We start from the raw sequence: 23795 nt of genomic DNA on the forward strand, positions 1-23795 counted from the left end.
GCTTCCGGGTTCATGTACACGCCGGGTTTTCCGCGATGTTTGCCGTTCAGGGCGGACCTCGGCCGTCTTTCCGTGAGATTCCCGTCAGTCACTGTCGGCCGAACCGAGGACCAGCGTGAGCTGTTCTTCCGTACCGCCGCGCAGGAGGGTCAGCCGCAGCGTGTCGCCCGGTCGGTGCGCGCGGATCCGCACGATGAGCTCCTCGCCGGAGTGCACGCGCCGGCCGTCGACCTCGGTGATGATGTCGCCCGCCTTGATGCCCGCCCTGGCCCCCGGGCCGCCCGCTGTGACCGCCGGCCCGCCGTCGCCGCCCTGCGTCCCGACCTTGGCGCCGTCGCCCGCGTACTCCATGTCGAGCGTGACACCGATCACGGGGTGGGTCGCCTTGCCGGTGTTGATGATCTCCTCGGCGACGCGCTTGGCCTGGTTGATGGGGATGGCGAAACCGAGCCCGATCGAACCGGACTGACCGGTCTCCAGGCCGGAGCCGTCGTCCGCGGAGCGGATGGCGCTGTTGATGCCGATGACGCGGGCACTGGAGTCGAGGAGGGGGCCACCGGAGTTACCGGGGTTGATCGGAGCGTCGGTCTGCAACGCGTCCACGTAACTGACGTCGCTGCCGTCGCCGCTCTCCCCGCCCGCCGTGATGGGCCGCTCCTTGGCGCTGATGATGCCGGAGGTGACGGTGTTGGCGAGGTCGAAGGGCGCGCCGATGGCGACGACGGGGTCGCCGACCTGGACGTTGTCGGAGTTGCCGAGCGGCATGGGGTCCAGGCCGCTGACGCCGGACACCCGGACGACGGCGAGGTCGTACCCGCTGTCGCGCCCGACCACCTTTGCCTTGGCGGTGTCGCCGCTGCTGAAGGTCACGGATATGTCGCCGCCGTCGGCGGCCGGTTCGACCACGTGGTTGTTGGTGAGGATGTGTCCCCGGCCGTCGAGCACGAACCCGGTGCCGGTGCCCTCCTGGTCGGACCCGCTCACATGCAGCGTGACGACGCTGGGCAGCGCCTGCGCGGCGATCCCGGCCACGCTGTCCGGAGCACGCCCTGGCGCCTCCTTCCCGGCCTGCGGCAGCTCTACGTCACTCACCCCGCCGTTCCGCTCCAGATACACCCCGACGATGCCTCCGACGCCCCCGGAGACGAGCGCGATCAGCACGGCCCCGGCGACCAGCGCCTTCTTCGCCCGCCTGATCTGCTGCGCCTTGGAGACGACGACCGCGCCGTTCTGCTGGAGGGGGCCGGGGGCGGCCCAGGGGTCGTAGTTCTGCCAGGGCGTGGGGGCGGGCGCCGAGGCGGGAGGTTCGTATGCGCCGTGGGCCGTTGTCGTCGGCGGCGCGGGCACTGGGGCCGCCAGGGGCGCCGCCGGGACGTGGGTGCCATGCGCGGGCGTGGCCGCCGGATGCTGGACGGGCGGGGCGGACGCCCATGGGCCCGGTTCGCCGTAGGGCGGGGTGCTGTAGGGGTCGGGGTCGTGCAGGGGCTTGGGTCGGTCTGCCGGGGCCTGGTCGGCGGGCAGGGCGGGGGGAGGGGGGTCGGACGGGCGGTTGGGAGGAGGGTCGGAAGGATGCTCCGGAGCGGGGTCGGGGGAAAAAGCTGCGGAAAGTTCGGCGGGAGGCGCAACGGGGCCACCCATGGAAGGCCTGGCGGGCTGGGCGGCCGGAGAACCGACAGCACTATCCCCGAGAAGGCCAGCAGGCTGCTCTGCGGGAGAACCGACAACGCCGTCCCCGAGAAGGCCGGCGGAGATACCGTCCCGCTCGCCCCCGTGGTGGGCCTCTGTGGGCCCCGCCAACTCGAAGTCGCCGTCGGCGTCCACGCCGGGCGCAGCCGAGGCACCGCTCCCGCGAGGTCGCTGGAGCTCGAAGTCGCCCTCGGCCTCGGGTATCCGTGCGCCCTCGGACGGGCCCGCCCCGGCATCCCCCGGGGCGACCGGCGGCCGGGGTCGGTTCCACCACTTCGCCTTCGTGGGCTTCCCGTCGTTCATGCTCTCCCCACACCTGGCCCCCGGGCACAACTCGCCGACGGTTGCCGCAGATTGTCGACTCCGCGCCCGGGATCCCTCCTGCGAACGCGGCCCACCCTGGATTCAACCAGGTTCACGGGCCGCCGCGCAGAGGGCGGGTCAGCGGACGGTGCCCGAGGAGGGGGAGGAAGGGAATGGGGAGGAAGAGGGGGACGGAAGGAATCCGGGGGCCGCGAGCAGGCCCGGAGTCGCGAGGTCCGGCGCCGTGGACCATGAAGTCAGCGCTACCGGGTCGACGTCGGTGAACGGACGTATGAGCGGGGACATCACTGCGGCACCGGCGACCACGGGGGCCGTCAGCGTGTGCATGACCTCCTGGGCACGGCCGGCCGGGGCGGGGACTCCGGGCAGCAGCGGCGCGGACACCTCGGTGGGCGCCACCGTGTTCTGGCCGAGCGTCCGGTCGCCCTGCGCGAGCAGCGGCCCCACTGACCGGCGCCGCTGCGACTCAGGGCCCGTCGAGGCTCCCGTGCCCTGTGTGCGCGTCGGCGTCACATTGCTGCCGGTACCGGCCTCGCCCCGTGCCGCGGTGGTGTCACCGGGGGTCCCGGTCGACACCCCGCCGAGCGCGACCGCGGCCAGCGACACGGCACCCGCCGCGGCGAAGGCGAAGCGCAGCCCGCGCGAGGCCGACCGCTCGGCCTCATGACGGCTGACGTCATGGATACGGAAGCCGCGTCCCTGGGAGGGAGGCAGCACGTCCGCGTGGCGCTCGGAAGGGACGTAGCCGAAGGACTCGCCCCTCACTCCGAAGACTCCGGTCCCGTCGGAGCCACCGGGGATTCTTCCGCCGAAGGCTCCCCCGCCCAGCGGTGAGCCGGCGCCCCCGCCGGAGTCACCTCCGCCGGGGAGCCCCTGGAGACGGGCCAGGAAGCTTTCGGAGGGCGGTGGCGGGGCCATCTCCGCGAATACGTTCTTCAGTCGGCGCTGGGCTGCCGCCTCGGCCTTGCACTTCGCACAGGTGGCGAGGTGGGCCAGGACGCGCTCGCGCGACTCATGACCGAGCTCTCCGTCCACGAGGGCGGACAGTCGGTCTCCCAGATGCTGCTCAGCAGGTGTAGGACGTGATCCACTCACGCGGACGCGCCCCCTCCTCCCAGCGCGGGCACACCGGTGACCGCGAAGCCGCGGCGCTCGGCACGGGCCTCGGGAGACCGGTGCGCGAGGGCCTTGCGCAGCTGCGAGCGGCCACGGTGAATCCGGCTGCGGACCGTGCCGAGCTTGACGCCCAGGGTCGCGGCGATCTCCTCGTACGACAGTCCCTCGATGTCACAGAGGACGACCGCGGCGCGGAACTCGGGCGCGAGGGTGTCCAGCGCCTGCTGGACGTCGGCGTCGAAGTGCGCGTCGTTGAAGACCTGCTGCGGGGACGGCTCACGGCTGGGCAGACGCTCGGCCGCGTCGTCGCCGAGGGCGTCGAAGCGGATGCGCTGCTTGCGGCGCACCATGTCCAGGAAGAGATTCGTGGTGATGCGGTGCAGCCAGCCCTCGAAGGTGCCGGGCGTGTAGGTCGACAGGGAGCGGAAGACACGGACGAAGACCTCTTGGGTCAGGTCCTCGGCGTCGTGCTGGTTGCCCGTCAGGCGGTAGGCGAGCCGGTACACCCGGCCGCTGTGCGTGCTGACGATCTCCTCCCAGGTGGGCGGAGTCCACGCCTGCGACTCCGCGTCGGTGGAGAACGTCGCGGTCTGCCCGGAGTCGGCACTGTGGAAACGGTCAGCGGTGTTGGTCACGGATTTCGGCTCACCCGCCGACCTGAGAAAGCGCCGCAGCACTCCTCCCCGATCCACAGGCGCAGCCGCACCTCCCCTGTCGGCTCTGGTGGTGTCCAGTGGAGCCCCTACCATAGCCACCTCGCCCGTTAGCTCCGGATAAGCGGTTTTACGAGAATTTGATACGCGCTCATATCGCTGCGTCAGCACTTGCTCGGTGTCCTGATCCATGTGCTTCCCCCAGTGCGTTTCCCCACCCCTCTAAACGCCTGGTCCCATCTGCGGGTTCCCGGCGCCAACGGATACAGTCACGGCCAGGCATCTACGGGGACAGGAGAGCGTCATTACCGGCAACCGGCAGCCAAGCTGGGCGGCGTTCGCCGACGCCTTTGCCGCCGAGGACGAAGCACTGCTCTGGGCCCGGGACCGGGCTCAGGACGCAGGGCTGCGCTCGGTGTCGCCCGGCACCGGCGCCGCGCTGCGGTTGCTCGCCGCCACCGTGGACGCGAAAGCGGTGGCGGAGATCGGGACCGGGACCGGCGTATCCGGAATTCATCTGCTCAACGGCATGCGGCCGGACGGGGTACTGACCACGGTGGATCCCGAGCCGGAGCGCCAGCAGTTCGCCCGCCAGGCCTTCCGAGCCGCCGGCTTCGCGAGCAATCGCGCCCGCTTCATCCCGGGCCGCGCCCTCGACGTCCTGCCCCGGCTCGCGGACGCCGGATACGACCTCGTGTTCTGCGACGGCGACCGTCTGGAGTGCCTGGAGTACTTCGCTGAATCGTTGCGCCTGTTGCGTCCGGGCGGGCTCGTCGTCTTCGAGGGCGTCTTCGCGGACGGCCGCACGGTGGACTCGGGGCCGCAGCCCGCGGAGGTCGGACGGCTGCGGGAACTGCTGCGCGCGGTGCGCGAGAGCCAGGAACTGATTCCCTCGCTGCTGCCGGTGGGCGATGGCCTGCTGTGCGCGGTCAAGCGCTGACCATGGGCCTCGGCCAGCCCCCTGACCAGGGGTTTCATCGATGTCGTACGGCTGAAAAACGGCTGCCCCGGCACCGCGTGCGATGCCGGGGCAGCCGAAAGGGTACGGTCGCGTCCCGCGTCAGCCGACGACCTTCTTGAGGGCGTCGCCAAGAGCGTCGGCCTCGTCAGGGGTCAGCTCGACGACGAGCCGACCGCCGCCTTCGAGCGGAACGCGCATGACGATGCCCCGCCCCTCCTTGGTCACCTCGAGCGGGCCATCGCCCGTCCGCGGCTTCATGGCCGCCATGCTCGTTCCCCTTCCTGAAACCAGCTCATCGTCGCCGACGGCCCCTTAGAAGGGCACGCCCGTCCCCTCATAGGACACGCGTCACCGGCATCGAACACATTGCTTCCAGGCCATTATCCCGCATCTCAGGACCCGATGACCAACATCAGTCGGCATCGCTTGCGCAACGCGCTTGAGCAAAACCACTCAATTCGGCGATGTGACTGCGATACTGCGCCGCCGCATGACCTTCCAGGGCCACGAATTCTTTGACGCAGGTCACATGTCCGAACGGCTCCGCTGTCGGTGATCTCCGTCATGCTGTCCTCGGAAGCAGGACGTACCGGCGGGTAGGCGGGTATGACGGAGCCGCGACACCGGAGGGGAACCCACCATGGCCGACACCGTGCTCTACGAGGTGAGCGACGGACTCGCGACGATCACGCTGAACCGCCCCGAGGCGATGAACGCGCTGAACACCGAGCTCAAGGTCGCCCTCCGGGACGCGGCACAGGCCGCCGCGGCCGACGACTCCGTACGGGCCGTGCTGCTCACGGCCGCCGGTGACCGGGCATTCTGCGTGGGCCAGGACCTCAAGGAGCACATCGGCGGGCTGCTCGCGCCGCGCGAGTCGGGCGCGGGCAAGGGCGTCATGAGCACCGTGCACGACCACTACAACCCGATCGTGCGCGCGCTGACCGGCGCGGCGAAGCCGGTGGTGGCCGCTGTGAACGGCGTCGCGGCCGGGGCGGGTTTCGGTTTCGCGCTCGCCGCGGACTACCGCATCGTGGCCGATTCCGCGTCCTTCAACACCTCCTTCGCCGGGGTCGCACTGACCGCCGACTCCGGCATCTCCTGGACGCTGCCTCGGGTCATCGGCCCGAGCCGCGCCGCCGATCTGCTGCTCTTTCCGCGCAGCATCACGGCTCAGGAAGCCTTCGACCTGGGGATCGCAAACCGGCTTGTGCCCTCGGGCGAGTTGGGCGCCGAGGCGGAGAAGGTGGCCCGCGCGCTGGCCGAGGGGCCGACCCTCTCGTACGCCGCGCTGAAGGAGTCCCTCGCCTACGCCCTGTCCCACTCGCTGGAGGAATCCTTGGAGAAAGAGGACGAACTCCAGACCCGGGCGGGCGAGTCGGAGGACCACATGATCGCTGTGCAGGCGTTCGTGAACAAGGAGAAGCCGAAGTACCTGGGGCGGTGACGGCCGATGGAGAACCGCGGGCCGGGTGTGGCTGGTCGCGCGGTTCCCCGTCCTGCTAAGCGCTCCTGAACGCGCAGTCCGCCAAGTGGTCGTCGACCAGGCCGCATGCCTGCATCAGGGCGTACGCCGTGGTCGGGCCGACGAAGCGGATGCCGCGCTTCTTGAGTGCCTTGGAGAGGGCGGTCGACTCGTCGGTGACGGCCGGGACGTCGGCCAGCCTCTTCGGGGCCGGGCGGGTGGCCGGGTCGGGGGCGAAGGACCAGATCAGCTCGTCAAGCTCACCCGGCGCCCAGTCGGTCAGCACGCGCGCGTTGGCGACCGTCGCCTCGATCTTGGCGCGGTTGCGGATGATGCCCGGGTCGGCGAGCAGGCGCTCCTTGTCCGCGTCGGTGAAGGTCGCCACCTTGGCGACCTCGAAGCCTGCGAAGGCGGCGCGGAACCCCTCGCGGCGCCGCAGGATCGTGATCCAGGACAGGCCCGACTGGAAGGCCTCCAGGCAGAGCCGCTCGTACAGCGCGTCGTCGCCGTGGACCGGGCGGCCCCACTCCTCGTCGTGGTACGCCACGTAGTCCTCGGTCGACAGCGCCCAGGGGCAGCGCAGCGCGCCGTCCTGGCCCGCGAGTGCGTCGGTCACTGATGGTCCTCCTCGGCGGGCTTCCGCAGCGAGGTGGAGGTGACCGAAGCCGACCTGGCGCCTTCGAGTGCCGCCTCCAGGTCGGCGATCCGGGCGTCCCGCTCGCCGATCTCGGCACCGAGGCGGCCGAGGGCGTCGTCGACGTCCGCCATGCGGTAGCCGCGTACGGCGACGGGGAAGCGCAGGATCTCGACATCCTCCCGGTTCACCGGGCGGTCCGGCGGAAACGGGTCCACCAGCCGGTCAGGCACAGCCTCGGGGAGGGGCGCGCTCTCGCCGCCGCCCACCACGGCCACCGTCACCGCGGCGACCACGACGGCGAGCGCGACGACCAGGAACAAGAACATGAACATCGCTGAGGTCCCCACGCTCTGGTGCCGACGCGGGGCGCGCCGGCGTGGATAGCGCTGCAGCGGACTGTGCTGAAGCGGTTGGTGCTGATGCTGACAGTGTCGGGTCCGATCGTGCCATGCGAGTCTGACAGTTAAGGTCGCAGGCGGCTTATCAGCGGGACTTACTGGGAGAGGTCACAGGGGATGCTCAGGCTGGGCAGGTATGAATTCGACCCGCACGAGCCGGTGATCATGGCCATCGTCAACCGGACCCCCGACTCCTTCTACGACCAGGGGTCCACGTTCCGCGACGAGCCCGCGCTCGCCCGGGTGGAACAGGCGGTGTCCGAGGGCGCTGCGATCATCGACATCGGCGGGGTCAAGGCGGGGCCGGGGGAAGAGGTGACCGCCGAGGAGGAGGCACGTCGCACGGTCGGGTTCGTCGCCGAGGTGCGGCGGCGTTTCCCCGACGTGATCATCAGCGTCGACACCTGGCGGCACGAGGTCGCCGAGGCGGTCTGCGAGGTCGGGGCGGATCTGCTCAACGACGCGTGGGGCGGGGTGGATCCGCGGCTGGCCGAGGTGGCGGCGCGGTACCGGGTGGGGCTGGTGTGCACCCACGCCGGGGGCGCCGAGCCGCGTACGCGTCCGCATCGGATCGCGTACGACGACGTCATGGCCGACATTCTCCGGGTCACCCTCGGTCTTGCCGAGCGGGCGGTCTCGCTGGGCGTGGCCCGGGAGTCCGTGATGATCGACCCCGGGCACGACTTCGGGAAGAACACGCGGCACAGCCTGGAGGCCACGCGGCGGCTCGGCGAGATGGTGTCCACCGGGTGGCCCGTTCTCGTCTCCCTCTCCAACAAGGACTTCGTGGGCGAGACCTTGGACAAGCCGGTGAAGGAGCGGGTGGTGGGGACGCTGGCGACGACCGCCGTCTCGGCGTGGCTGGGGGCGCAGGTGTACCGCGTCCACGAGGTCGCGGAGACGCGGCAGGTGCTGGACATGGTCGCGTCCATCGCGGGGCATCGGCCGCCGGCTGTGGCTCGGCGGGGGCTGGCGTAGGGGGTTTCTTCGCCCCCTCCGCCCCTGCCCGTCCCGTACCTGGGGGCTGCCGCCCCCAGACCCCCGCCATCGGCCTGAACGGCCTCGTCCTCAAACGCCGGACGGGCTGAAAAGCTCTACCGCCCCGCCTCCTTCGACACCAACGACACCGCCTCGTCCACGTCGTCCGTCAGGTGGAACAGCAGCAGGTCCTTCTCCGAGGCCTTGCCCTGGGCGATGAGGGTGTTCTTGAGCCAGTCGACCAGGCCGCCCCAGTACGCCGTGCCGAAGAGGACGATGGGGAAGCGGGTGACCTTCTGGGTCTGCACGAGGGTCAGCGCCTCGAAGAGCTCGTCCAGGGTGCCGAGTCCGCCGGGGAGGACCACGAAACCCTGCGCGTACTTGACGAACATCATCTTGCGGACGAAGAAGTACCGGAAGTTGAGACCGATGTCGACGTACTGGTTGAGGCCCTGTTCGAAGGGCAGCTCGATGCCGAGTCCGACGGAGATGCCGTTGGCCTCGCAGGCGCCCTTGTTGGCGGCTTCCATGGCGCCCGGGCCACCGCCGGTGATCACGGCGAAGCCGGCCTCGACGAGACCGCGGCCGAGCGCCACGCCCGCCTCGTACTCGGGCGAGTCCGCCTTCGTACGGGCGGATCCGAACACGCTGATCGCGGGCGGGAGTTCTGCCAAGGTGCCGAAGCCCTCGATGAACTCCGACTGGATGCGGAGCACCCGCCAGGGGTCGGTGTGCACCCAGTCGGACGGCCCGCCCGCGTCCAGGAGACGCTGGTCCGTGGTGCTCGCCTGCACCTGACCCCGCCTGCGCAGCACCGGTCCCAGCCGCTGCTCCTCCGGTGGCCGCTTCTTGCCCTCGGGGTTGCCAGTAGCCATGTGCGCTCCCTCCGCTTGCGGTAGTTCCACCCCAGCGTAGATCTACGCGGGTTACGGAGGGGGGACGCGAGCATGTCCGCCGGGCACCGGCAGGGCTGAGCTCGCGTCTCGGCCACCTCTCAGGCCGTCAGCCAGGCCCGCAGCCGCTCCTCGGCCTCCGGGATCGCGGAGGCCCTGACGCGCTCGTCCGCCTTGTGGGCCAGGAGCTGGGCGCCGGGGCCGTAGTTCACCGCGGGAACCCCGAGCGCGCTGAAGCGGGCGACGTCGGTCCAGCCGAACTTGGGGCGGGCCTCACCGCCGACGGCCGCCATGAAGGCCGCCGCTGCCGGGTGGGTGAGGCCGGGACGGGCTCCCCCGGTGTGATCGTCGACGACGAACTCGTCCACGCCGCAGTCCGCGAAGTAGTCGCGGACGAACGCCTCCGCCTCGGCCTCGCTGCGGTCGGGCGCGTAGCGGAAGTTGACGACCAGGGTGCAGGCGTCGGGGATGACGTTGGTGGCGACGCCGCCTTCGACGCGGACGGCGTTGAGGCCCTCGTGGAACCTCAGGCCGTCCACGACCGGCGTGCGCGGCTCGTACGCGGCCAGCTTGGCCAGGGCCGGGGCCGCCGCGTGGATCGCGTTGGAGCCCATCCACGCGCGCGCGGAGTGCGCCCGCTCCCCCTTGAACTTCAGGAACACCCTGAGAGTGCCCTGGCAGCCGCCCTCCACCTGGCCGTCCGTCGGCTCCAGGAGGATCGCGAAGTCGCCCTTCAGCCAGTCGGGGTGGGCTTCGGACACATGCTTCAGACCGTTCAGGGGTGCGGCGACCTCTTCGTTGTCGTAGAAGACGAAGGTGAGGTCACGGTTGGGGGCGGGCACCGTGGCCGCGATGCGCAGTTGGACCGCCACCCCCGACTTCATGTCGCAGGTGCCGCAGCCCCACAGCACGCCGTCCTCGTCGAGACGGGACGGGACGTTGTCCGCGATGGGGACCGTGTCGATGTGGCCGGCGAGGACGACGCGTTCGGCGCGGCCCAGGTTCGTCCGCGCGACGACGTTGTTGCCGTACCGGTCGACCGTCAGGTGCGGCAGGGCGCGCAGCGCGGTCTCGATGGCGTCCGCGAGGGGCTTCTCGCTGCCGCTCTCCGAGGGGAAGTCGACAAGCTGCGCGGTCAGTTCGGCAGCGTCCAGCGTGAGGTCAAGGGGGGTATCGGCCATGCCGCCGACCCTAGCGCTCGCGGCCATACCGGCTCGAACCGGTTATCCACAGCCCCAGACGTGTCCGACAGTGACCTCCAGTACCTTGTACGACGTGTCAGAGCCGTCCCCCACCCCCGTCCGGCGCGGCCGCCTCCTCCGATTCGGAGGGGCCGTCGTGGTCCTGCTCGCGCTCGCCGCCTATCTCACGGTGCAGTACCTCACCGGGGGGCCGGGCGTTCCCCGCTGCACGGTCGTCTCGGGCAGAAGCGACGGCAAGTCGTACGAGTTCACGCCGGAGCAGGCGGTGAACGCGGCGACGATCTCGGCGGTCGGCACCAACCGCGACATGCCCGAGCGGGCCGTGACCATCGCCCTGGCGACCGCGCTCCAGGAGTCGGGACTGCGCAACATCAAGCACGGCGACCGGGATTCCCTCGGCCTCTTCCAGCAGCGGCCCTCGCAGGGCTGGGGGACGACGGCGGAGATCATGGATCCGACGTACGCGGCGGACATCTTCTACGAGCACCTGGCCAAGGTCGACGACTATGCGGAGTTGCCGCTCACCGTTGCCGCGCAGCGCGTGCAGCGCAGCGCCTATCCGGACGCGTACGCGAAGCATGAGCCGGACGCCACGCTGCTGGCCGCGGCCCTGACCGGCCACTCGGCGGCCACCCTGACCTGCCAGGGCCCCGCCGGGTCGACCCCGGCGGGCGGCCCGGACGCGGTACGGTCCGCGCTCGTACGGGACTTCGGGCGCGATGTGCTCCAGGAGGCGGGAGCGGAGGTGAGCGCGACGGAGACGTCCGCCGCGCCGACGGCCTCCGCCCCGGCCTCCCCCGAGGCGTCCGCCGCGAGCCGGACCGTGACCCTGCCCGTGTCCGCGGAGGCCTCCGGGAGCGCCGGCGCGGCCACCGTCCGGCAGCGTGGCTGGGAGCTCGCGCACTGGGCCGTGGCCAACTCCTCGGTGCTGCACATCGACCGCGTCTCGTACGCGGGACGGGAGTGGACGGCCGAGAGCACCGACAGCAGTTGGCGTACGTCCGACGCGAACGGGGGCTCGGCCGCGGAGACGTCCACCGCCGAGGTCCGGATCGTCACCGGGCAGTAGTACGGGTCCTCACCCTTTGGGGGGACCCGGAGCGAGCGCCGATGGCGATGGACGCAGGTTTTCGCGTGGTCGCTGTCGTTTCTGCCGAATCCCTTGAAAACAAAGGGCCGTAAGGATTCGACAGACTTTCTGACCGGGTACCTTTCACCCGGCTTTGTCCGCAGATGATTATGCGACGCATTACCAACTCTTTACGTCGGGCCACCGCAACCTTCGTGGGCTTCGAGCGGTAGTCACTGCGTCCGAGTCCGGAACGATCACCTTGGGTCGGTCGACGGTAGGCCGACAACCAGTCGGTCAACTGCCGGGCCTGGATGGACATTTCACCGTTCTCTTCCGTCTAAGGAGCATCATGTCCCTCCCCCTGACCCGCCGGATCGCCCGTGCCGCGCTGCTCGTCGCAGCGGGAGCGGCTGCCGGGGTCGGTGCGGCCGGCTCCGCCAGCGCGGCGCCCGAACTGCCGGCCACTCCCAACCTCGGCGGGCTGACCGCCCTGGACGGGGCGAGCGTCGGCAACACGGTCGACGGTGCGGCTCAGAACGTGACCGGGCTCGCGGGCAAGTCCGGCGGCGACGCGGTCAAGAAGACAGTGCCGGCCGCGGGCAAAACCAGCGGGAAGGTCGCCAAGACGGCGACGCCGGCCGCGCAGCAGGTGGCCGGGGACACCGCGGGGCAGGCCGGCGGCCTGGTCGGTGACACCGCCAAGACGGCGGGCGGTGGCCTTCCGACGGACGCGGTTACCAAGGGGCTGCCGACCGACGCGGTCACCAAGGGCGGACTGCCCACGGAGCAGCTGCCGCTGAAGGGTCTGCCGCTCGGCTAGGCGCCGCCGGCCGTACGACAGCGGGGGTCCGGGGAAGCTGCTTCCCTGGACCCCCGTTTCGCTTGCCCCCGTGGGGGCTGGACGCTGCCTACAGGGCACCCTGCGCTGTCGGCTGCCGCAACGGACTATCCCGCCAGTCGTTCCACCGCTGCCGCCACCCGCTCGTCCGTCGCCGTGAGGGCCACTCGTACGAAGTTGTCGCCCGCCGGCCCGTAGAAGTCGCCCGGGGCGACGAGGATGCCGAGGTCGGCGAGGTGGGCGACGGTGGTCCAGCAGGACTCGTCGCGGGTGGCCCAGAGGTAGAGGCTGGCCTCGCTGTGTTCGATGCGGAAGCCGTGCCGCAGCAGGGCGTCCCGCAGGGCCCTGCGGCGGGCCGCGTAGCGCTCGCGCTGTTCGCGGACGTGGGTGTCGTCGGACAGGGCGGCGACCACTGCGGCCTGGGTCGGCGCGGAGGTCATCAGGCCGCCGTGCTTACGGATCTGGAGGAGGTCACCGAGGACGGCGGGGTCGCCCGCGAGGAACGCCGCGCGGTAGCCGGCCAGGTTCGACCGCTTCGAGAGCGAGTGGACCGAGACGATCCCCTCGTACGAGCCGCCGCACACGTCGGGGTGGAGGACCGAGACCGGGTCCGCCTCCCAGCCCAGTTCGATGTAGCACTCGTCGGAGAAGACGAGGATGCCGTGCTCCCGGGCCCAGGCGACGATCCCGGTCAGCTCGGCCTTCGACAGGACGCGGCCCGTCGGGTTCGACGGGGAGTTCAGCCAGAGCAGGTTCAGGCCCGTCGGGTCCAGGTCCGTCGGGTCGTCGTACGCCACGTGGTCCGCCTGGGCCAGACGGGCGCCGACCTCGTACGTCGGGTACGCAAGGCGCGGGTACGCCACCTTGTCCCCGGGGCCCAGGCCCAGCTGGGTCGGAAGCCAGGCGACCAGTTCCTTGGAGCCGACGACCGGGAGTACGTGGTGGTGGGTGATGTCGCGCGCGCCGAGCCGTCGTTCCACCCAGCCTGTGAGCGCGTCGCGCAGCTCGGGGGTGCCCCACACCGTGGGATAGCCCGGCGAGTCCGCGGCCGCGACCAGAGCTTTCTGGATCAGCTCGGGCACCGGGTCGACCGGGGTGCCGACGGACAGGTCGACGATGCCGCCCGGGTGAGCGGCGGCCGTGGCCTTGTAGGGCTCCAGCTTGTCCCAGGGGAAGTCGGGAAGCCGGTCGGTGACTGCGGACACGGGATGGGCTCACTTTCTGATACGTACGGCGACCTGGGGCCCGTACGCATCGCTGATACTCGCTGCACTCACGTGCAGTCGCTGTGCTCACCGGTACGGCAAACGCCTCGGTCCCGTACGGCGATCAAGGCGATCAGGCCGTACGGGACCGAGGCGGCGCGTGGGTGCGGGCCGCTTACTGGTTCTGCGGCGGGAGCGCTGCGACGAAGGGGTGGTCGCGCTCGATCAGGCCGAGCTTGCTGGCGCCGCCGGGCGAGCCGAGCTCGTCGAAGAACTCGACGTTCGCCTTGTAATAGTCCTTCCACTCCTCGGGAGTGTCGTCCTCGTAGAAGATCGCCTCGACCGGGCACACCGGCTCACAGGCTCCACAGTCGACGCATTCGTCCGGGTGGATGTACAAGGACCGGGAGCCCTCGTAGATGCAGTCGACCGGGCACTCCTCGATGCACGCCTTGTCCTTGACGTCGACACAAGGCTGCGCGATGACGTAGGTCACGCTGTCGTTCCTCCTCGATAGGGCGCTGGCGGGCCTCCGTAGGCTCCGCCGCCTGGCGCGCGGAAGCGCGGCGTCGTCGATGCCCGCACCTAGTATCTCCGTTCTTGGTCCTGATCCGAACAGGAGGGGTGAACTGACCTGTGGAAATCTCTGCGTTTGGCCGACTTGAGGTCCGCATCACCGCTGCTGACGTGGGCAAACGCGTCTCAGTTCGGCAGCGATACACGGATGCCGCGGACGGGGAGAAATTCACTGACACGGTGGGTGTTCTCACATCATGGGACGACGGTGTGCTGACGATCACACGGCGGACCGGCGAAGGCGTCCGTATTTCGGAATCCTCGCTGGTCGCGGGCAAGGTCGTGCCGGCCGCTCCGGCGCGGCGGCGGGGGCCGGCGGCGTCGTACGAGGAGCTGGCCCGGGTCGCCGCGCGAGCGTGGCGGCCGGTGGAGAGCGAGCGGCTCGGTGAGTGGGAGCTGCGGGCTGCCTCCGGGTTCACCCGGCGCGCCAACTCCGTGCTGCCGCTCGGCGAGCCCGGGTTGCCGCTGGACGAGGCGCTGACGTACGTACGGGGCTGGTACGCCGCCCGTGGCCTGCCCGCGTACGTCCAGACCGCCACCGGGGCCGAGGGCACGCAGGAGCTGCTGTGCGCCGGGCTGGAGGCGCGCGGGTGGGTGCGTGAGGTGACGGCCGAGCTGTGGATCGGGGCGCTCGCGCCGGTCGGGGACCGGGAGGCTCCCGGGGTCGTGGTCTCCCGCGAGGCGGACGCGGCCTGGCTGGACCGCTACCAGCGCAAGGGGCTGAACGAGGTGGCACTGAAGGTGCTGGGGAGCGGGCCCTCGGTGTGGTTCGCGACGGTGCCGGGGGCGGTTGGTGCAGCTCCGGCCGCGATCGGGCGGTGCGTGGTGGACGGGCGGTGGGCCGGTTTCGCCGCCGTCGAGGTCGACCCGGCGTACCGGCGCCAGGGGCTCGCCACGACCGTGATGGCCGCGCTGGCCCGCCGCGCCCTGGACGAGGGCGCCTCGGCGGCCTGGCTCCAGGTGGAGGCGGACAACGCGGGGGCGCGTGCGCTGTACGGGGGCATGGGGTTCGGGGCGCACCACGCGTATCACCACTACCGGGAGCCGCAGGCGCCATGGAACCCGCAGACGCCGCAGACGCCAGGGACACCGCAGGCACCGCAGGCACCACAGACGCCACAGACGCCACAGACGCCACAGACGCCACCAGCGTCCGGCGGTGATCCGTCCCGGAAAACGCCGCAAACGCCCGGCAGCGACCGGTATCGATCGTCGTGAACGGGCACGAGGCTGCTATGCGTCCCCCTCATCCCCCGGAGCCGGAGCGGGCCGCCGAGGTGCGGCGGCGGTTCGGGGCGGAGGCACGGGCCGAGCGGCCCGATCTGGCGGTGCTGTGTCTGCTGGTGGGGGCCGCGGCGGACGGTGGTCTCGACGAAGCCGGGATCGACGCGGCGCAGATCGAGCTCGACCGGCTGGCGGGGCTGTTGCCGTTCCGGCCCGGCGGGCCTCGGTCCTGGGCGGCCGCGCTCGGTGAACTCCTCGGCGGGCGCTGTGAGTTCCGGGGGTCACCCGGGGACTACCAGCGGCTCGGTTCCTCGCTGCTCCACGAGGTGCTGCGGCGGCGGCGCGGGCTGCCCATCCTGCTCTCCGTGGTGTGGATGGAGGTCGCACGGCGGGCCGGGGCGCCCGTGTACGGGGTCGCCCTGCCCGGGCACTTCGTCGTCGGCTTCGGGCCCCCGGATCAGCAGGTCCTCGCCGACCCCTTCGACGGCGGCCGCGTGCTCACCGGCTCCGACGCGGAGCTGCTCGTCGCGGGGGCGACGGGGGCGCCGCTCGACGCGTCGATGCTCTCGCCCGCCGACCCGCTCGATGTCGTGCTGCGGATCCTGAACAACATCCGGGCGTGGGCTGCCGCCCGGCCCGAGCGGTCCGATGTGGCCCTGTGGGCCGTCGAGTTGTCCTTGGCACTGCCGTCGCATCCCGCTCGGTTGCGGTACGAGCGGGCTCAACTTCTCGTCCAGCGTGGGGACTTCCTCGGTGGGGCGGTTGAGCTCGACGCCTATGCGGATGTGGTGGGTGCCGTTGATGAAGCGGCGGCGGATCGTGTGCGGCAGCAGGCGCATGCTGCGCGGGCCATGCTCAACTGAGTCGGCCGAGCGCCGTAGTGGCTTTCGCCGTCGCGTGACCGCCGGTTCGCTGTGGCTGAGCGCGCAGTTCCCCGCGACCCTATGGGGCGCTCCCCTTGACCGGCGTTCTACAGCCAGCCCTTCTCCCTCGCGATCCGTACCGCCTCCGCTCTGTTCCTCGCCGCCAGTTTCTGGATGGCTGTGGAGAGGTAGTTGCGGACGGTGCCCTGGGAGAGGTGGAGGGTGAGGGCGAGTTCGGCGTTGGTGGAGCCGTCCGCTGCCGCGCGGAGGACCTCGCGTTCGCGGTCGGTCAGCGGGTTGGCGCCCTCGGCGAGGGCGGCGGCGGCCAGGGTGGGGTCGATGACGCGCTCGCCGGCGAGTACCTTCCGTACCGCTTCGGCGAGTTGGGCGGCCGGGGCGTCCTTGACCAGGAACGCGTCGGCGCCGGCCTCCATCGCGCTGCGCAGATAGCCGGGGCGGCCGAAGGTCGTGAGGATGACCAGCTTGAGGCCGGGGAGGGCCCGGTGGAGCTCGGCCGCCGCCTCGATGCCCGTCATGCCCGGCATCTCGATGTCGAGCAGCGCCACGTCCACGTCGTGCTCTCGCGCCGCCGCCAACACCTGGTCCCCGCGGGCCACTTGGGCGACGACCTCGATGTCCGGCTCGAGCCCCAGCAGGGCGGCGAGTGCCTCGCGGACCATCGACTGGTCCTCGGCGAGCAGGACCTTGATCGTGCGGCTCATGCCCCGGATCCTACGGGTCCCGCGGGTCCTGCGAGCCGGCCGGCCGCGGCGCCCGTATCGCCCGTGGGCACCCGCGCGACCAGCCGGAACCCCTTTCGTGCCCGCCCGGCCTCCAGGGATCCGCCCGCCTTCTCCAGGCGTTCGGCCAGTCCGGTGAGGCCGTTGCCCGGGCCGTCGACGGAGCCGCCCGAGCGCCCCGCCCCGTCGTCCTCCACGGACAGTTCGAGTTCCGGCCCGTCCAGCGTCTGACGGCGTACGAGCCCCACCACGCAGCGCCGGGCCCCGCTGTGCCGTACGACATTGGTGACCGCCTCGCGCAGCGCCCAGGCCAGCGCGGACTCGCTCTCCTCGGGGACCCCGGCGAGGTCCGGCTCGGCCGGCAGGTCCGCGATGACGCCCGCCGCCGTCAACGCGACGCTCGTGCCCGCGAGTTCACCCGCCAGCCGGGGCCGCCGGTAGCCGGTGACCGCCTCGCGTACGTCGACGAGGGCCTGGCGGCTGACGTTCTCGATGTCGGCGACCTGCTGGGCCGCCTTGTCCGGGTGGTCAGGGAGCATGCGCCCGGCCAGCTCGCTCTTGAGCGTGATCAGCGAAAGGGAGTGCCCCAGCAGGTCGTGCAGGTCACGGGCGAGCCGCAGCCGTTCCTCGTTCGCGGCGAGCTGCGCGACGGTGGCGCGGGCCTCGCGCAGCGCGATGGTCGTCCGCACGAGTTCACGTACGCCGGTCATCGCGAACCCGCCGAGGACCGCCGGGATGAGGAGCGCGCCCAGATACGCCGTGCCGTCCGGGACGGCCAGGGCGATCGCCGTCAGCAGGGCGGCGGAACACGGGATGCTCCAGCGCGCCCACCGCAGCGGGAGCGCCGCGCCGGACGCGATCGCGACGTACACGAAGAGGACGAGCCACTCCCGGCCCAGGGTGAGGGACAGGACCGCGGACTGGGCGGCGAGGACCGCGAGGGAGCCGAGCACCAGGGAGTTGGTCTCGCCGCGGCCCGTGCGGAACACCAGGACCATGTACCAGCAGACGAAGGCGGCCAGGCCGACCGAGCCGAGGATCCGGACGCCGGTGCTGTGACCACCGTGCAGCAGGTCGCTGACGGGCGCGCTGAGGTAGACCAGCCAGATGCCGGTCCACAGGGACTTGACCAGCTTCTGCTTGCGGTTCTGCGGGCGCTGCCCGATGCCGACGCCGCTCACGCCTTCAGCGTGTCCTTCCGGTACAGCCAGGCCGCGCCGCCCGCGAACAGGACGAAGGAGACGGCGAGGATGGCGAGGTCCTTCGCGTGCGGGGCGTTGCCCAGTTCGATGGACTGCCCCAGGGCAGCGTACGCGTGCGTGGGCAGCCAGTTCGCGATGCTCTGCAGCCAGTCGGGGAAGGTCGTGCTCGGCAGCCACAGACCCCCGAGCATCGAGAGGCCGAAGTAGACGATCATCGTGATCGGGCGGACCGCGTCCCCGGTGGCGAGGTAGCCGATGGCCACGCCGAGTGCGGCGAAGACCAGGCTGCCGGCCCAGATCGCGAGGGTGAGGACGACCCACTGCCAGGCGTCGAGGCGCACGTCCTTCACGGCCGCCGCGACGACGAAGACGATCACGATGGAGGGCAGGCTGATGACGGCCGCGCTCGCCGTCTTCGCTAGCACATAGCCGCGGCCCGGCAGTGTGGTCAGCCGCAACTGCCGTACCCAGCCGCTCTCCCGCTCCTTCGCGATGCGCTCGCTGTTGCCCAGCAGTACGGCGGTCAGGGCGCCGAAGGAGGCCATGGAGACCATGTAGAAGGTCGGGAGGGTGAGGCCGGTGCCGTCCACCTGGGTCGTGCTGTCGGCGCTGCCCGCGATCAGCAGGAACAGGGCCGAGGGGTAGATCACCGAGAAGAACAGGAACTTGCGGTTGCGCAGGGCGCGGGTGATCTCCAGCTTGATGAGGCCCCTCGAAGCAAATGTATTCAGCACTTCTGCTTCGCCTCCTCGGCGGCCGTGATGGCGACGAAGGCCTGCTCGAGACCGAGCCCGGCGACTTCGAGGTTGCGGGGGTAGAGGCCGAGGCCGTACAGCGCGTGGACGGTCGCGTCGGCGTCGGTCGACTGGATGCGGACCGTGTGGCCCGATACGTCGGCCGAGGTCAGGAAGGGGAGGGCGCGCAGGGCAGGCTCGTCGATCGGGCCCTCCAGGTCGAAGGCGATCCGCCGCGCGCCCGCCTTCGCCTTGATCTCGGCGGCGGTGCCGTCGGCCAGCAGGCGGCCCCGGTGCAGGACCAGCACCCGGTCGGCGATCGCGTCGGCCTCCTCCAGGTAGTGCGTGGCGAAGAGGACCGTACGGCCCTGGTCGGCCTGCTCGCGCATGGTGGCCCAGAAGGCCTGGCGGGCGGAGACGTCCATGCCGGTGGTGGGCTCGTCGAGCACGATCAGGTCGCTGTCTCCGGCGGTGGCGAGGGCGAAGCGCACGCGCTGTTCCTGGCCGCCGGAGAGCTTGTCGACCTTGCGGTCGGCGAGCTGCGAGATGCCCGCGCGGGCCAGTACGTCGGTGACCCGGAACGGCTTCGGGTGCAGATCGCAGGCGAGCTTCACCAGTTCCCCGACGGTGACCTCGTCCATCAGGCCGCCGCTCTGCAGCATGGCGCCGACCCGGCCGCCGACGATGGCCTCGCGGGGGCCCGCCCCGAACACCCGGACCACACCGCTGTCGGGCCGCTTGAGGCCGAGCAGCAGGTCGAGGGTGGTCGACTTGCCCGCGCCGTTGGGGCCGAGGAGGGCGACGGTCTCGCCCGGGTGCAGGTCGAGCGTCAGCCCGTCCACGGCCGGGACTCCGCCGTAGCTCTTGGTCACCGATTCGAACCCGACCACCGAGGTAGTGGCCGTCGCAGTCATTGTCATGTGATCCATCGTGGCGGCGCGCGGGGCACCACCGGCAGTGCCGCCCGTCGCGCATCCGGGATGACAGATGTCATGCGGCCCGGCACAGGCGTTCGGGATCGGATCTCGGCGGACGACAAGAGGGCGCCCGGCCATGGGAGTTCATGGCCGGGCGCCCTCTCGGAGGCGATCCCGCTAGCTGGGGTCGGTCTCGATGACCGCGACCCGGTCGGTCGTGCTCAGCAGTGCCTGGCGCAGGGCGCCGTAGACGTCCTGCGGTGTCACGGCGGTCTTCTCGCCGTTGGCCCGGGTGATGAGCACCCCGTCGAACGTCTGGCCGTAGAGCTCCTCCAGGGCGGTCAGGTTCGGCTTGTCGACGAGCTTGCCGTCAACGGCCGCCACCCCGAGGAACTTCCACAGCGAGTTCTGCGGACTCATCTGGATCGAGTGCGCCGCGTCCGTCTGCACGGTCACGATGGCCGACATCGCCGGCTGCGCGAACTCCTTCATCATCCGGTCGACCTCGGCGTCAGTGACCGTCGGCTGCTGGGTGGACGTGGCGACCTCCACCGGCGGGGCCGTGCCGGTCTCCACCTGCGTGCGGTACGCGTCCTCGACGGCCTGCGTGGAGGACGCGACGTCGATGCCCTTGCCCGCCTTGCCGTACACGGCGACGGCCTTGCCGGACTCGAACTTGATCGTGCCGTCGCTCGCCGAACCGGAGCCGCCCGCGGTGCTCTGCAGCGCCGCCTTGAGCTTCTCCTCGTCGACGGGCATCGCGGGCTCGACGACCCGCTCCTGGCCGAACAGGGAGCCGATCACCGAGACGGGGTTGTAGTCGCTGCCCGCGGCCGCGCGGACCGTCGCCTGGGTGTCGAGCTGCAGCCCCGCCTGGTCCGGCTTGAGCGAGACCGTGTCGCCGTCGACCGAGAGCTGCAGCGCCTTGTTCGTACGGTCACCGAAGGCGTCGTCGAGCTTCTTGACGGCGTCGTCCCGGGTGCCGCCGCCGATGTCGACGCCGAGCACGGTGGTGCCCTTGGGCACGTCCGAGTGGTTCATGAGCAGCCCGGCGCCGTAGGCACCACCGCCGATGACGAAGACGCCGGCGCCGAGGAGGACCAGTTTGCTGCGGCCCTTCTTCTTGGTCCGCTTCGCCGCGGGTGCGGGCTCCTGGACCGGCTCGGGCAGCTTCGGCGGGGTGTGCGGCAGCGGTCCGTCGGGGTGCGCGCCGGGCCCGAACGGTGAGTTCTGGGTGGCGGGTACGACGGGGATGCCGCTGGTCAGGGTGTGCCCGGAGACGTTGTCCCCGGCGCCGCCGCCGTAGCCGCCGAGGCCAGGCTCGGGGGCCGGCTTCTGCGGCGTGAGGATCGCGGTGTCGTCGCTGAGACCGCTCGCGAAGTTGTATTCCTGGCCACCGGGGTAGCCCGAGGCTGCCGGACCTGCCTGGCCCCCGGGACCCGCCTGGCCTCCAGGGCCCGTCTGGGGACCTGCCTGGCCTCCGGGGCCACCGGGATATCCCGGGCCCGCGCCGGGCCCGCGCTGCCCTGCTCCAGGCCCACCGGGCCTCGTCCCCTGCCCGCCGGGCCCCGCGGCCAGGCTGCCGGGCGCCACGCCAGCCCCCATCGGCGGCGCCAGCGGACCGTCCCCGGTGACCGGACCACCGGTCGGCCCCGAGGGACCGGGGCCGCGCCGGCCGTCGTCCGGGAGGTCCGAGAAGTACGGGAGGTCGTCGCGCCGCTGGTCACCGGCGCCGGATCCGATCGCCGGGAAGGAGGCGGTGTTGCCGAGCGCTCCGGAGACGTCGAAGGAACCGGTGCCGCCGCCGTGGCCGGGCGCCACAGGTCCGGCACCGGTGGCACCGGGCAGCCCGGCACCGTTCGTACCGCCGGGGCGAGGTCCGTTGGCGCCGCCGGGCCGGGCGCCACCGGGGCCACCAGGCGCACCGGCGCCGTTCGCACCGGCAGGACGCGCACCGCCGGGAGCACCGTGACGCCCGCCACCGGCACCCGGACCACCCGAAACCTGCGGCCCGGCAGGACCAGCAGGGCCCCCTGCACCCGAACCGCCGGGCAGACCGGCCCCGTTGGTGGACCCGCTCCCCTGCCCGCCCTTGGGCGCACCTGACTTGCGCGGCGCGAACCAGTCGCTCGCCTTCTCTTCGGCGGCGGCAGCCGGGGGAGCCGGAGCCGCGCCCCCCGGGGCGTCCATGTACGTGGGCGCGCCACCGGCGGAACTCAGAGCACGCGGCGACTCCGCGCCACCGCCCGAGTTGTCGGCACTCGCGGCGGACGCGTCCGCGTCGGCGACCGGTGTACGCACCACGACGGGCGGGATGGGCCGCGATCCGGGGATGTTGATCCGGATCCGCGTCGTCAGCGTGGTCTCTGTCTTGCGCTCCTCCGGCGGGGTGCCGGCGGCCGAACGGCCCGCGTCAGCACCGCTGTCGGTGGCCTGTGGGGTCCCGTACGGCGGCGTCCCCGACGGGTACGCGGCTCCACCGCGCCCGTTGGGCCCGGAGGACGAACTGTCAGTTTCACGACTCAAGGCAAGTTCTCCCGGTTGGCTCCGCCGCCCGTTTCCTCGACCTCATCTCGGGCAGCTCGGCGGCGCGCACCACCATACTGGCCATGTCCGGCCCGCAAACCTCGACCGCAAAGGAAACCCCCACGGGACCCGCACCTGCCGGATACGGCGAAGTGGTACGTCACTTGCCAAGTCGGACGGCGGAGTCATCAGGTTGCGGCCCCTGTCCAAGCGTGGCGCACATCACAGCCACAGCCATCCCACCGAGCAGGAAAAGGTAGGAGCCGAATCCCGCGCCGAAGAGGAAGTCGCCTTCCGGGCGGCTGGCGGTGAGCAGGACGACGGCGACCATCCAGCCGGCCGCGGGCGCGACCGCCCCGGCTCTGGTGCCGACACCGCGCGCCCCGCCCAGGAAGAGCCCGGCAGCGCCGGCGATCGCGAGCAGCAACCCACCAGGGAACCAGGCGGGTTGCACCAGCGCTCCGGCGGCCCCGACGACGGCGCCGAGCACGAAAAGCCCCACGTAGACGGCGATGCGTCCGCCCGAGGGCAGTGTCAGCGGCTGGGCGATCCCACTCCCCCGCTGTCCCGTCGTACTCATCACACGCCCGCCTCTCGCTCGTGCCGGTCGGTCCCCGCGAACAGATCCGTCTCACGCGCCTTCGGCCGCTCTCCACGCACCAACTCGTAGTACTCCGTGGTGAACAGCGGCTGGGCGAGCTCATTGGACAGGACGAACCAGGGCTCGGCCACCTCGACCTGGGTGGCGTGCGCGCGCATCGCGGCGGCCTTGGCGGCGGCGTGGGCCGTTCCGTCGATCTCGGTGGTGATCACCGGGTCGTCGACCACACCCGGTACGTCGTCGATGACGGCGGACTTCGCGTACGGCAGTTCCGGCAGGGCTTCCCGAAGCCGCGCGAACTCGGCCTCGGCCACCGAGCGCGGGACCCGGTTCCAGTAGATCTTGGCGATCTCCCAGGGCTCGCCGGGACCGGGGCGGAAGGAGGGCTGTGCGGCCAGCTCGGCGGCGCGCATGGCCACGCGGTGGGCCTGGATGTGGTCCGGGTGCCCGTAGCCCCCGTGGGGGTCGTAGGTGACGAGCACCTGGGGGCGTACCTCCCGGATCACCTCGACGAGGTGTCCGGCGGCTTCGTCCACGTCGGCGGACCAGAAGGCGCCGGGGCGGCGGTTCTGCTCGACGCCCATCATCCCGGAGTCGTGGTAGCGCCCGGGGCCGCCGAGGAAGCGGTGATCGGTGACGCCGAGTTCCTTCATGGCGGCGGCCAGCTCACCGGTCCGGTACGGGCCGAGCCCGCCGTCGCGGTCCGGGGCGAGGTGCGCGAGCCCCGGCGGGATGACCTCACCCTCTTCGCCGAGGGTGCAGGTCACCAGCGTCACATGGGCGCCCTCGGCCGTGTACCTGGCCATGGTCGCGCCATTGTTGATCGACTCGTCGTCCGGGTGCGCGTGCACCAGAAGCAGACGCCGGTCGGGCAGTTCCGTCATGGAACCCACCCTACGAGGCGCCCGCCCCGCCGCTGAGGCGGGCGCGGGTCGGGGTCGGTGGCCGGTCGGAAGGAACCGGCGCTCAGAAGGGCGCCGGCCG

24 protein-coding genes are annotated in these 23795 nt (G+C 71.5%); 7 read left to right on the forward strand and 17 right to left on the reverse strand.

From position 1 onward, the window contains the following. Nucleotides 1-84 precede the first annotated feature (84 nt). The 3 genes from ACFVKT_RS36060 to sigE all read right to left on the reverse strand — a co-directional run bounded on the left by ACFVKT_RS36060 (nucleotide 85) and on the right by sigE (nucleotide 3803). Entirely contained in the window at nucleotides 85-1989 is a 1905-nt protein-coding gene (locus ACFVKT_RS36060; RefSeq protein WP_385739716.1) for a trypsin-like peptidase domain-containing protein, read from the reverse strand. A gap of 138 nt (nucleotides 1990-2127) precedes the next feature. Then, a complete protein-coding gene (locus tag ACFVKT_RS36065) occupies nucleotides 2128-3105 on the reverse strand; it encodes a zf-HC2 domain-containing protein (RefSeq protein ID WP_385739718.1) in 978 nt (325 codons plus the stop codon). Beyond that, complete coding sequence (sigE, locus tag ACFVKT_RS36070; RefSeq protein ID WP_385739720.1) at nucleotides 3102-3803, reverse strand: RNA polymerase sigma factor SigE; 702 nt, start codon at nucleotides 3801-3803, stop codon at nucleotides 3102-3104. The genes ACFVKT_RS36065 and sigE overlap by 4 nt, the downstream gene beginning before the upstream one ends. A gap of 214 nt (nucleotides 3804-4017) precedes the next feature. On the opposite strand from sigE, the gene ACFVKT_RS36075 reads away from it, so the two are divergent. Then, the gene (locus tag ACFVKT_RS36075) at nucleotides 4018-4719 is read left to right on the forward strand and encodes an O-methyltransferase (protein ID WP_385740180.1); all 702 of its coding nucleotides are present in this window, start codon (nucleotides 4018-4020) and stop codon (nucleotides 4717-4719) included. 120 nt (nucleotides 4720-4839) lie between these two features. On the opposite strand, the gene ACFVKT_RS36080 is transcribed toward ACFVKT_RS36075, so the two are convergent. Next, entirely contained in the window at nucleotides 4840-5007 is a 168-nt protein-coding gene (locus tag ACFVKT_RS36080; protein WP_003966491.1) for a DUF3117 domain-containing protein, read from the reverse strand. Between the two features lie 373 nt (nucleotides 5008-5380). Between ACFVKT_RS36080 and ACFVKT_RS36085 the strand changes: the two genes are divergently transcribed. Beyond that, a complete protein-coding gene (locus ACFVKT_RS36085; protein WP_385739722.1) occupies nucleotides 5381-6187 on the forward strand; it encodes an enoyl-CoA hydratase/isomerase family protein in 807 nt (268 codons plus the stop codon). Nucleotides 6188-6242: 55 nt separating this feature from the next. On the opposite strand, the gene ACFVKT_RS36090 is transcribed toward ACFVKT_RS36085, so the two are convergent. Both ACFVKT_RS36090 and ACFVKT_RS36095 read right to left on the reverse strand, forming a co-directional pair. Further along, the gene (locus ACFVKT_RS36090) at nucleotides 6243-6821 is read right to left on the reverse strand and encodes a DNA-3-methyladenine glycosylase I (protein ID WP_385739725.1); all 579 of its coding nucleotides are present in this window, start codon (nucleotides 6819-6821) and stop codon (nucleotides 6243-6245) included. Then, nucleotides 6818-7174: a DivIVA domain-containing protein gene (locus tag ACFVKT_RS36095; protein ID WP_385739728.1), complete on the reverse strand. Its 357-nt coding sequence runs from the start codon at nucleotides 7172-7174 to the stop codon at nucleotides 6818-6820. The genes ACFVKT_RS36090 and ACFVKT_RS36095 overlap by 4 nt, the downstream gene beginning before the upstream one ends. A gap of 183 nt (nucleotides 7175-7357) precedes the next feature. Here ACFVKT_RS36095 and folP point away from each other — a divergent pair, with 183 nt between their 5' ends. After that, complete coding sequence (gene folP / locus ACFVKT_RS36100) at nucleotides 7358-8218, forward strand: dihydropteroate synthase (RefSeq protein WP_385739731.1); 861 nt, start codon at nucleotides 7358-7360, stop codon at nucleotides 8216-8218. A gap of 116 nt (nucleotides 8219-8334) precedes the next feature. Here folP and ACFVKT_RS36105 read toward each other — a convergent pair whose 3' ends face one another. Beyond that, nucleotides 8335-9093 carry a TIGR00730 family Rossman fold protein gene (locus tag ACFVKT_RS36105; RefSeq protein ID WP_385739734.1) on the reverse strand — a complete coding sequence of 253 codons (759 nt, stop codon included), beginning with the start codon at nucleotides 9091-9093 and terminating at the stop codon, nucleotides 8335-8337. A gap of 119 nt (nucleotides 9094-9212) precedes the next feature. Then, the gene (gene dapE, locus ACFVKT_RS36110) at nucleotides 9213-10292 is read right to left on the reverse strand and encodes a succinyl-diaminopimelate desuccinylase (RefSeq protein ID WP_385739737.1); all 1080 of its coding nucleotides are present in this window, start codon (nucleotides 10290-10292) and stop codon (nucleotides 9213-9215) included. Nucleotides 10293-10386: 94 nt separating this feature from the next. On the opposite strand from dapE, the gene ACFVKT_RS36115 reads away from it, so the two are divergent. Continuing rightward, nucleotides 10387-11382 carry a heavy metal transporter gene (locus tag ACFVKT_RS36115; RefSeq protein WP_385739740.1) on the forward strand — a complete coding sequence of 332 codons (996 nt, stop codon included), beginning with the start codon at nucleotides 10387-10389 and terminating at the stop codon, nucleotides 11380-11382. A gap of 352 nt (nucleotides 11383-11734) precedes the next feature. Further along, nucleotides 11735-12205, forward strand: a complete 471-nt coding sequence (locus ACFVKT_RS36120) for an ATP-binding protein (protein WP_385739743.1) — start codon at nucleotides 11735-11737, stop codon at nucleotides 12203-12205. Nucleotides 12206-12330: 125 nt separating this feature from the next. On the opposite strand, the gene ACFVKT_RS36125 is transcribed toward ACFVKT_RS36120, so the two are convergent. Beyond that, nucleotides 12331-13428 carry a bifunctional succinyldiaminopimelate transaminase/glutamate-prephenate aminotransferase gene (locus tag ACFVKT_RS36125; RefSeq protein WP_385739746.1) on the reverse strand — a complete coding sequence of 366 codons (1098 nt, stop codon included), beginning with the start codon at nucleotides 13426-13428 and terminating at the stop codon, nucleotides 12331-12333. A gap of 175 nt (nucleotides 13429-13603) precedes the next feature. Continuing rightward, nucleotides 13604-13924 carry a ferredoxin gene (fdxA, locus tag ACFVKT_RS36130; RefSeq protein ID WP_019058397.1) on the reverse strand — a complete coding sequence of 107 codons (321 nt, stop codon included), beginning with the start codon at nucleotides 13922-13924 and terminating at the stop codon, nucleotides 13604-13606. Nucleotides 13925-14064: 140 nt separating this feature from the next. On the opposite strand from fdxA, the gene ACFVKT_RS36135 reads away from it, so the two are divergent. Together ACFVKT_RS36135 and ACFVKT_RS36140 are read left to right on the forward strand one after the other, a co-directional pair. Then, nucleotides 14065-15222 (forward strand): GNAT family N-acetyltransferase, encoded by a 1158-nt coding sequence (locus ACFVKT_RS36135; protein WP_385739751.1) that lies wholly within the window; start codon nucleotides 14065-14067, stop codon nucleotides 15220-15222. Between the two features lie 17 nt (nucleotides 15223-15239). Next, nucleotides 15240-16091 carry a tetratricopeptide repeat protein gene (locus tag ACFVKT_RS36140; RefSeq protein WP_385739754.1) on the forward strand — a complete coding sequence of 284 codons (852 nt, stop codon included), beginning with the start codon at nucleotides 15240-15242 and terminating at the stop codon, nucleotides 16089-16091. Between the two features lie 107 nt (nucleotides 16092-16198). Here the strand turns inward: ACFVKT_RS36140 and ACFVKT_RS36145 are convergent, their stop codons facing one another. The 7 genes from ACFVKT_RS36145 to mshB form a co-directional block, all read right to left on the reverse strand. After that, complete coding sequence (locus ACFVKT_RS36145) at nucleotides 16199-16813, reverse strand: response regulator transcription factor (protein WP_385739757.1); 615 nt, start codon at nucleotides 16811-16813, stop codon at nucleotides 16199-16201. After that, nucleotides 16810-18012: a sensor histidine kinase gene (locus ACFVKT_RS36150; protein ID WP_385739760.1), complete on the reverse strand. Its 1203-nt coding sequence runs from the start codon at nucleotides 18010-18012 to the stop codon at nucleotides 16810-16812. Before ACFVKT_RS36150 ends, ACFVKT_RS36145 begins: the two co-directional genes overlap by 4 nt. Next, nucleotides 18009-18767: an ABC transporter permease gene (locus ACFVKT_RS36155; protein WP_385739763.1), complete on the reverse strand. Its 759-nt coding sequence runs from the start codon at nucleotides 18765-18767 to the stop codon at nucleotides 18009-18011. The genes ACFVKT_RS36150 and ACFVKT_RS36155 overlap by 4 nt, the downstream gene beginning before the upstream one ends. After that, nucleotides 18761-19687 carry an ABC transporter ATP-binding protein gene (locus ACFVKT_RS36160; protein WP_385739766.1) on the reverse strand — a complete coding sequence of 309 codons (927 nt, stop codon included), beginning with the start codon at nucleotides 19685-19687 and terminating at the stop codon, nucleotides 18761-18763. Before ACFVKT_RS36160 ends, ACFVKT_RS36155 begins: the two co-directional genes overlap by 7 nt. Nucleotides 19688-19861: 174 nt before the next feature. Next, nucleotides 19862-22210, reverse strand: a complete 2349-nt coding sequence (locus ACFVKT_RS36165) for a hypothetical protein (protein WP_385739769.1) — start codon at nucleotides 22208-22210, stop codon at nucleotides 19862-19864. Between the two features lie 160 nt (nucleotides 22211-22370). After that, nucleotides 22371-22790: a DUF6113 family protein gene (locus tag ACFVKT_RS36170; RefSeq protein ID WP_385739772.1), complete on the reverse strand. Its 420-nt coding sequence runs from the start codon at nucleotides 22788-22790 to the stop codon at nucleotides 22371-22373. Then, nucleotides 22790-23695, reverse strand: a complete 906-nt coding sequence (mshB, locus tag ACFVKT_RS36175) for an N-acetyl-1-D-myo-inositol-2-amino-2-deoxy-alpha-D-glucopyranoside deacetylase (protein ID WP_385739775.1) — start codon at nucleotides 23693-23695, stop codon at nucleotides 22790-22792. The genes ACFVKT_RS36170 and mshB overlap by 1 nt, the downstream gene beginning before the upstream one ends. Nucleotides 23696-23795 lie beyond the last annotated feature (100 nt).

Origin of the sequence: Streptomyces sp. NPDC127595 (assembly GCF_042671685.1) — a bacterium.
GTDB lineage: Bacteria > Actinomycetota > Actinomycetes > Streptomycetales > Streptomycetaceae > Streptomyces.

What these genes read in the sequence shown, in the direction of transcription:
- ACFVKT_RS36060 (WP_385739716.1), bottom strand. Translation starts at nt 1,989, where the DNA reads ATGAACGACGGGAAGCCCACGAAGGCGAAGTGGTGGAACCGACCCCGG.
- ACFVKT_RS36080 (WP_003966491.1), bottom strand. Translation starts at nt 5,007, where the DNA reads ATGGCGGCCATGAAGCCGCGGACGGGCGATGGCCCGCTCGAGGTGACC.
- ACFVKT_RS36085 (WP_385739722.1), top strand. Translation starts at nt 5,381, where the DNA reads ATGGCCGACACCGTGCTCTACGAGGTGAGCGACGGACTCGCGACGATC.
- ACFVKT_RS36095 (WP_385739728.1), bottom strand. Translation starts at nt 7,174, where the DNA reads ATGTTCATGTTCTTGTTCCTGGTCGTCGCGCTCGCCGTCGTGGTCGCC.
- folP (WP_385739731.1), top strand. Translation starts at nt 7,358, where the DNA reads ATGCTCAGGCTGGGCAGGTATGAATTCGACCCGCACGAGCCGGTGATC.
- ACFVKT_RS36105 (WP_385739734.1), bottom strand. Translation starts at nt 9,093, where the DNA reads ATGGCTACTGGCAACCCCGAGGGCAAGAAGCGGCCACCGGAGGAGCAG.
- dapE (WP_385739737.1), bottom strand. Translation starts at nt 10,292, where the DNA reads ATGGCCGATACCCCCCTTGACCTCACGCTGGACGCTGCCGAACTGACC.
- ACFVKT_RS36120 (WP_385739743.1), top strand. Translation starts at nt 11,735, where the DNA reads ATGTCCCTCCCCCTGACCCGCCGGATCGCCCGTGCCGCGCTGCTCGTC.
- ACFVKT_RS36140 (WP_385739754.1), top strand. Translation starts at nt 15,240, where the DNA reads ATGCGTCCCCCTCATCCCCCGGAGCCGGAGCGGGCCGCCGAGGTGCGG.
- ACFVKT_RS36145 (WP_385739757.1), bottom strand. Translation starts at nt 16,813, where the DNA reads ATGAGCCGCACGATCAAGGTCCTGCTCGCCGAGGACCAGTCGATGGTC.
- ACFVKT_RS36160 (WP_385739766.1), bottom strand. Translation starts at nt 19,687, where the DNA reads ATGACAATGACTGCGACGGCCACTACCTCGGTGGTCGGGTTCGAATCG.
- ACFVKT_RS36170 (WP_385739772.1), bottom strand. Translation starts at nt 22,790, where the DNA reads ATGAGTACGACGGGACAGCGGGGGAGTGGGATCGCCCAGCCGCTGACA.
- mshB (WP_385739775.1), bottom strand. Translation starts at nt 23,695, where the DNA reads ATGACGGAACTGCCCGACCGGCGTCTGCTTCTGGTGCACGCGCACCCG.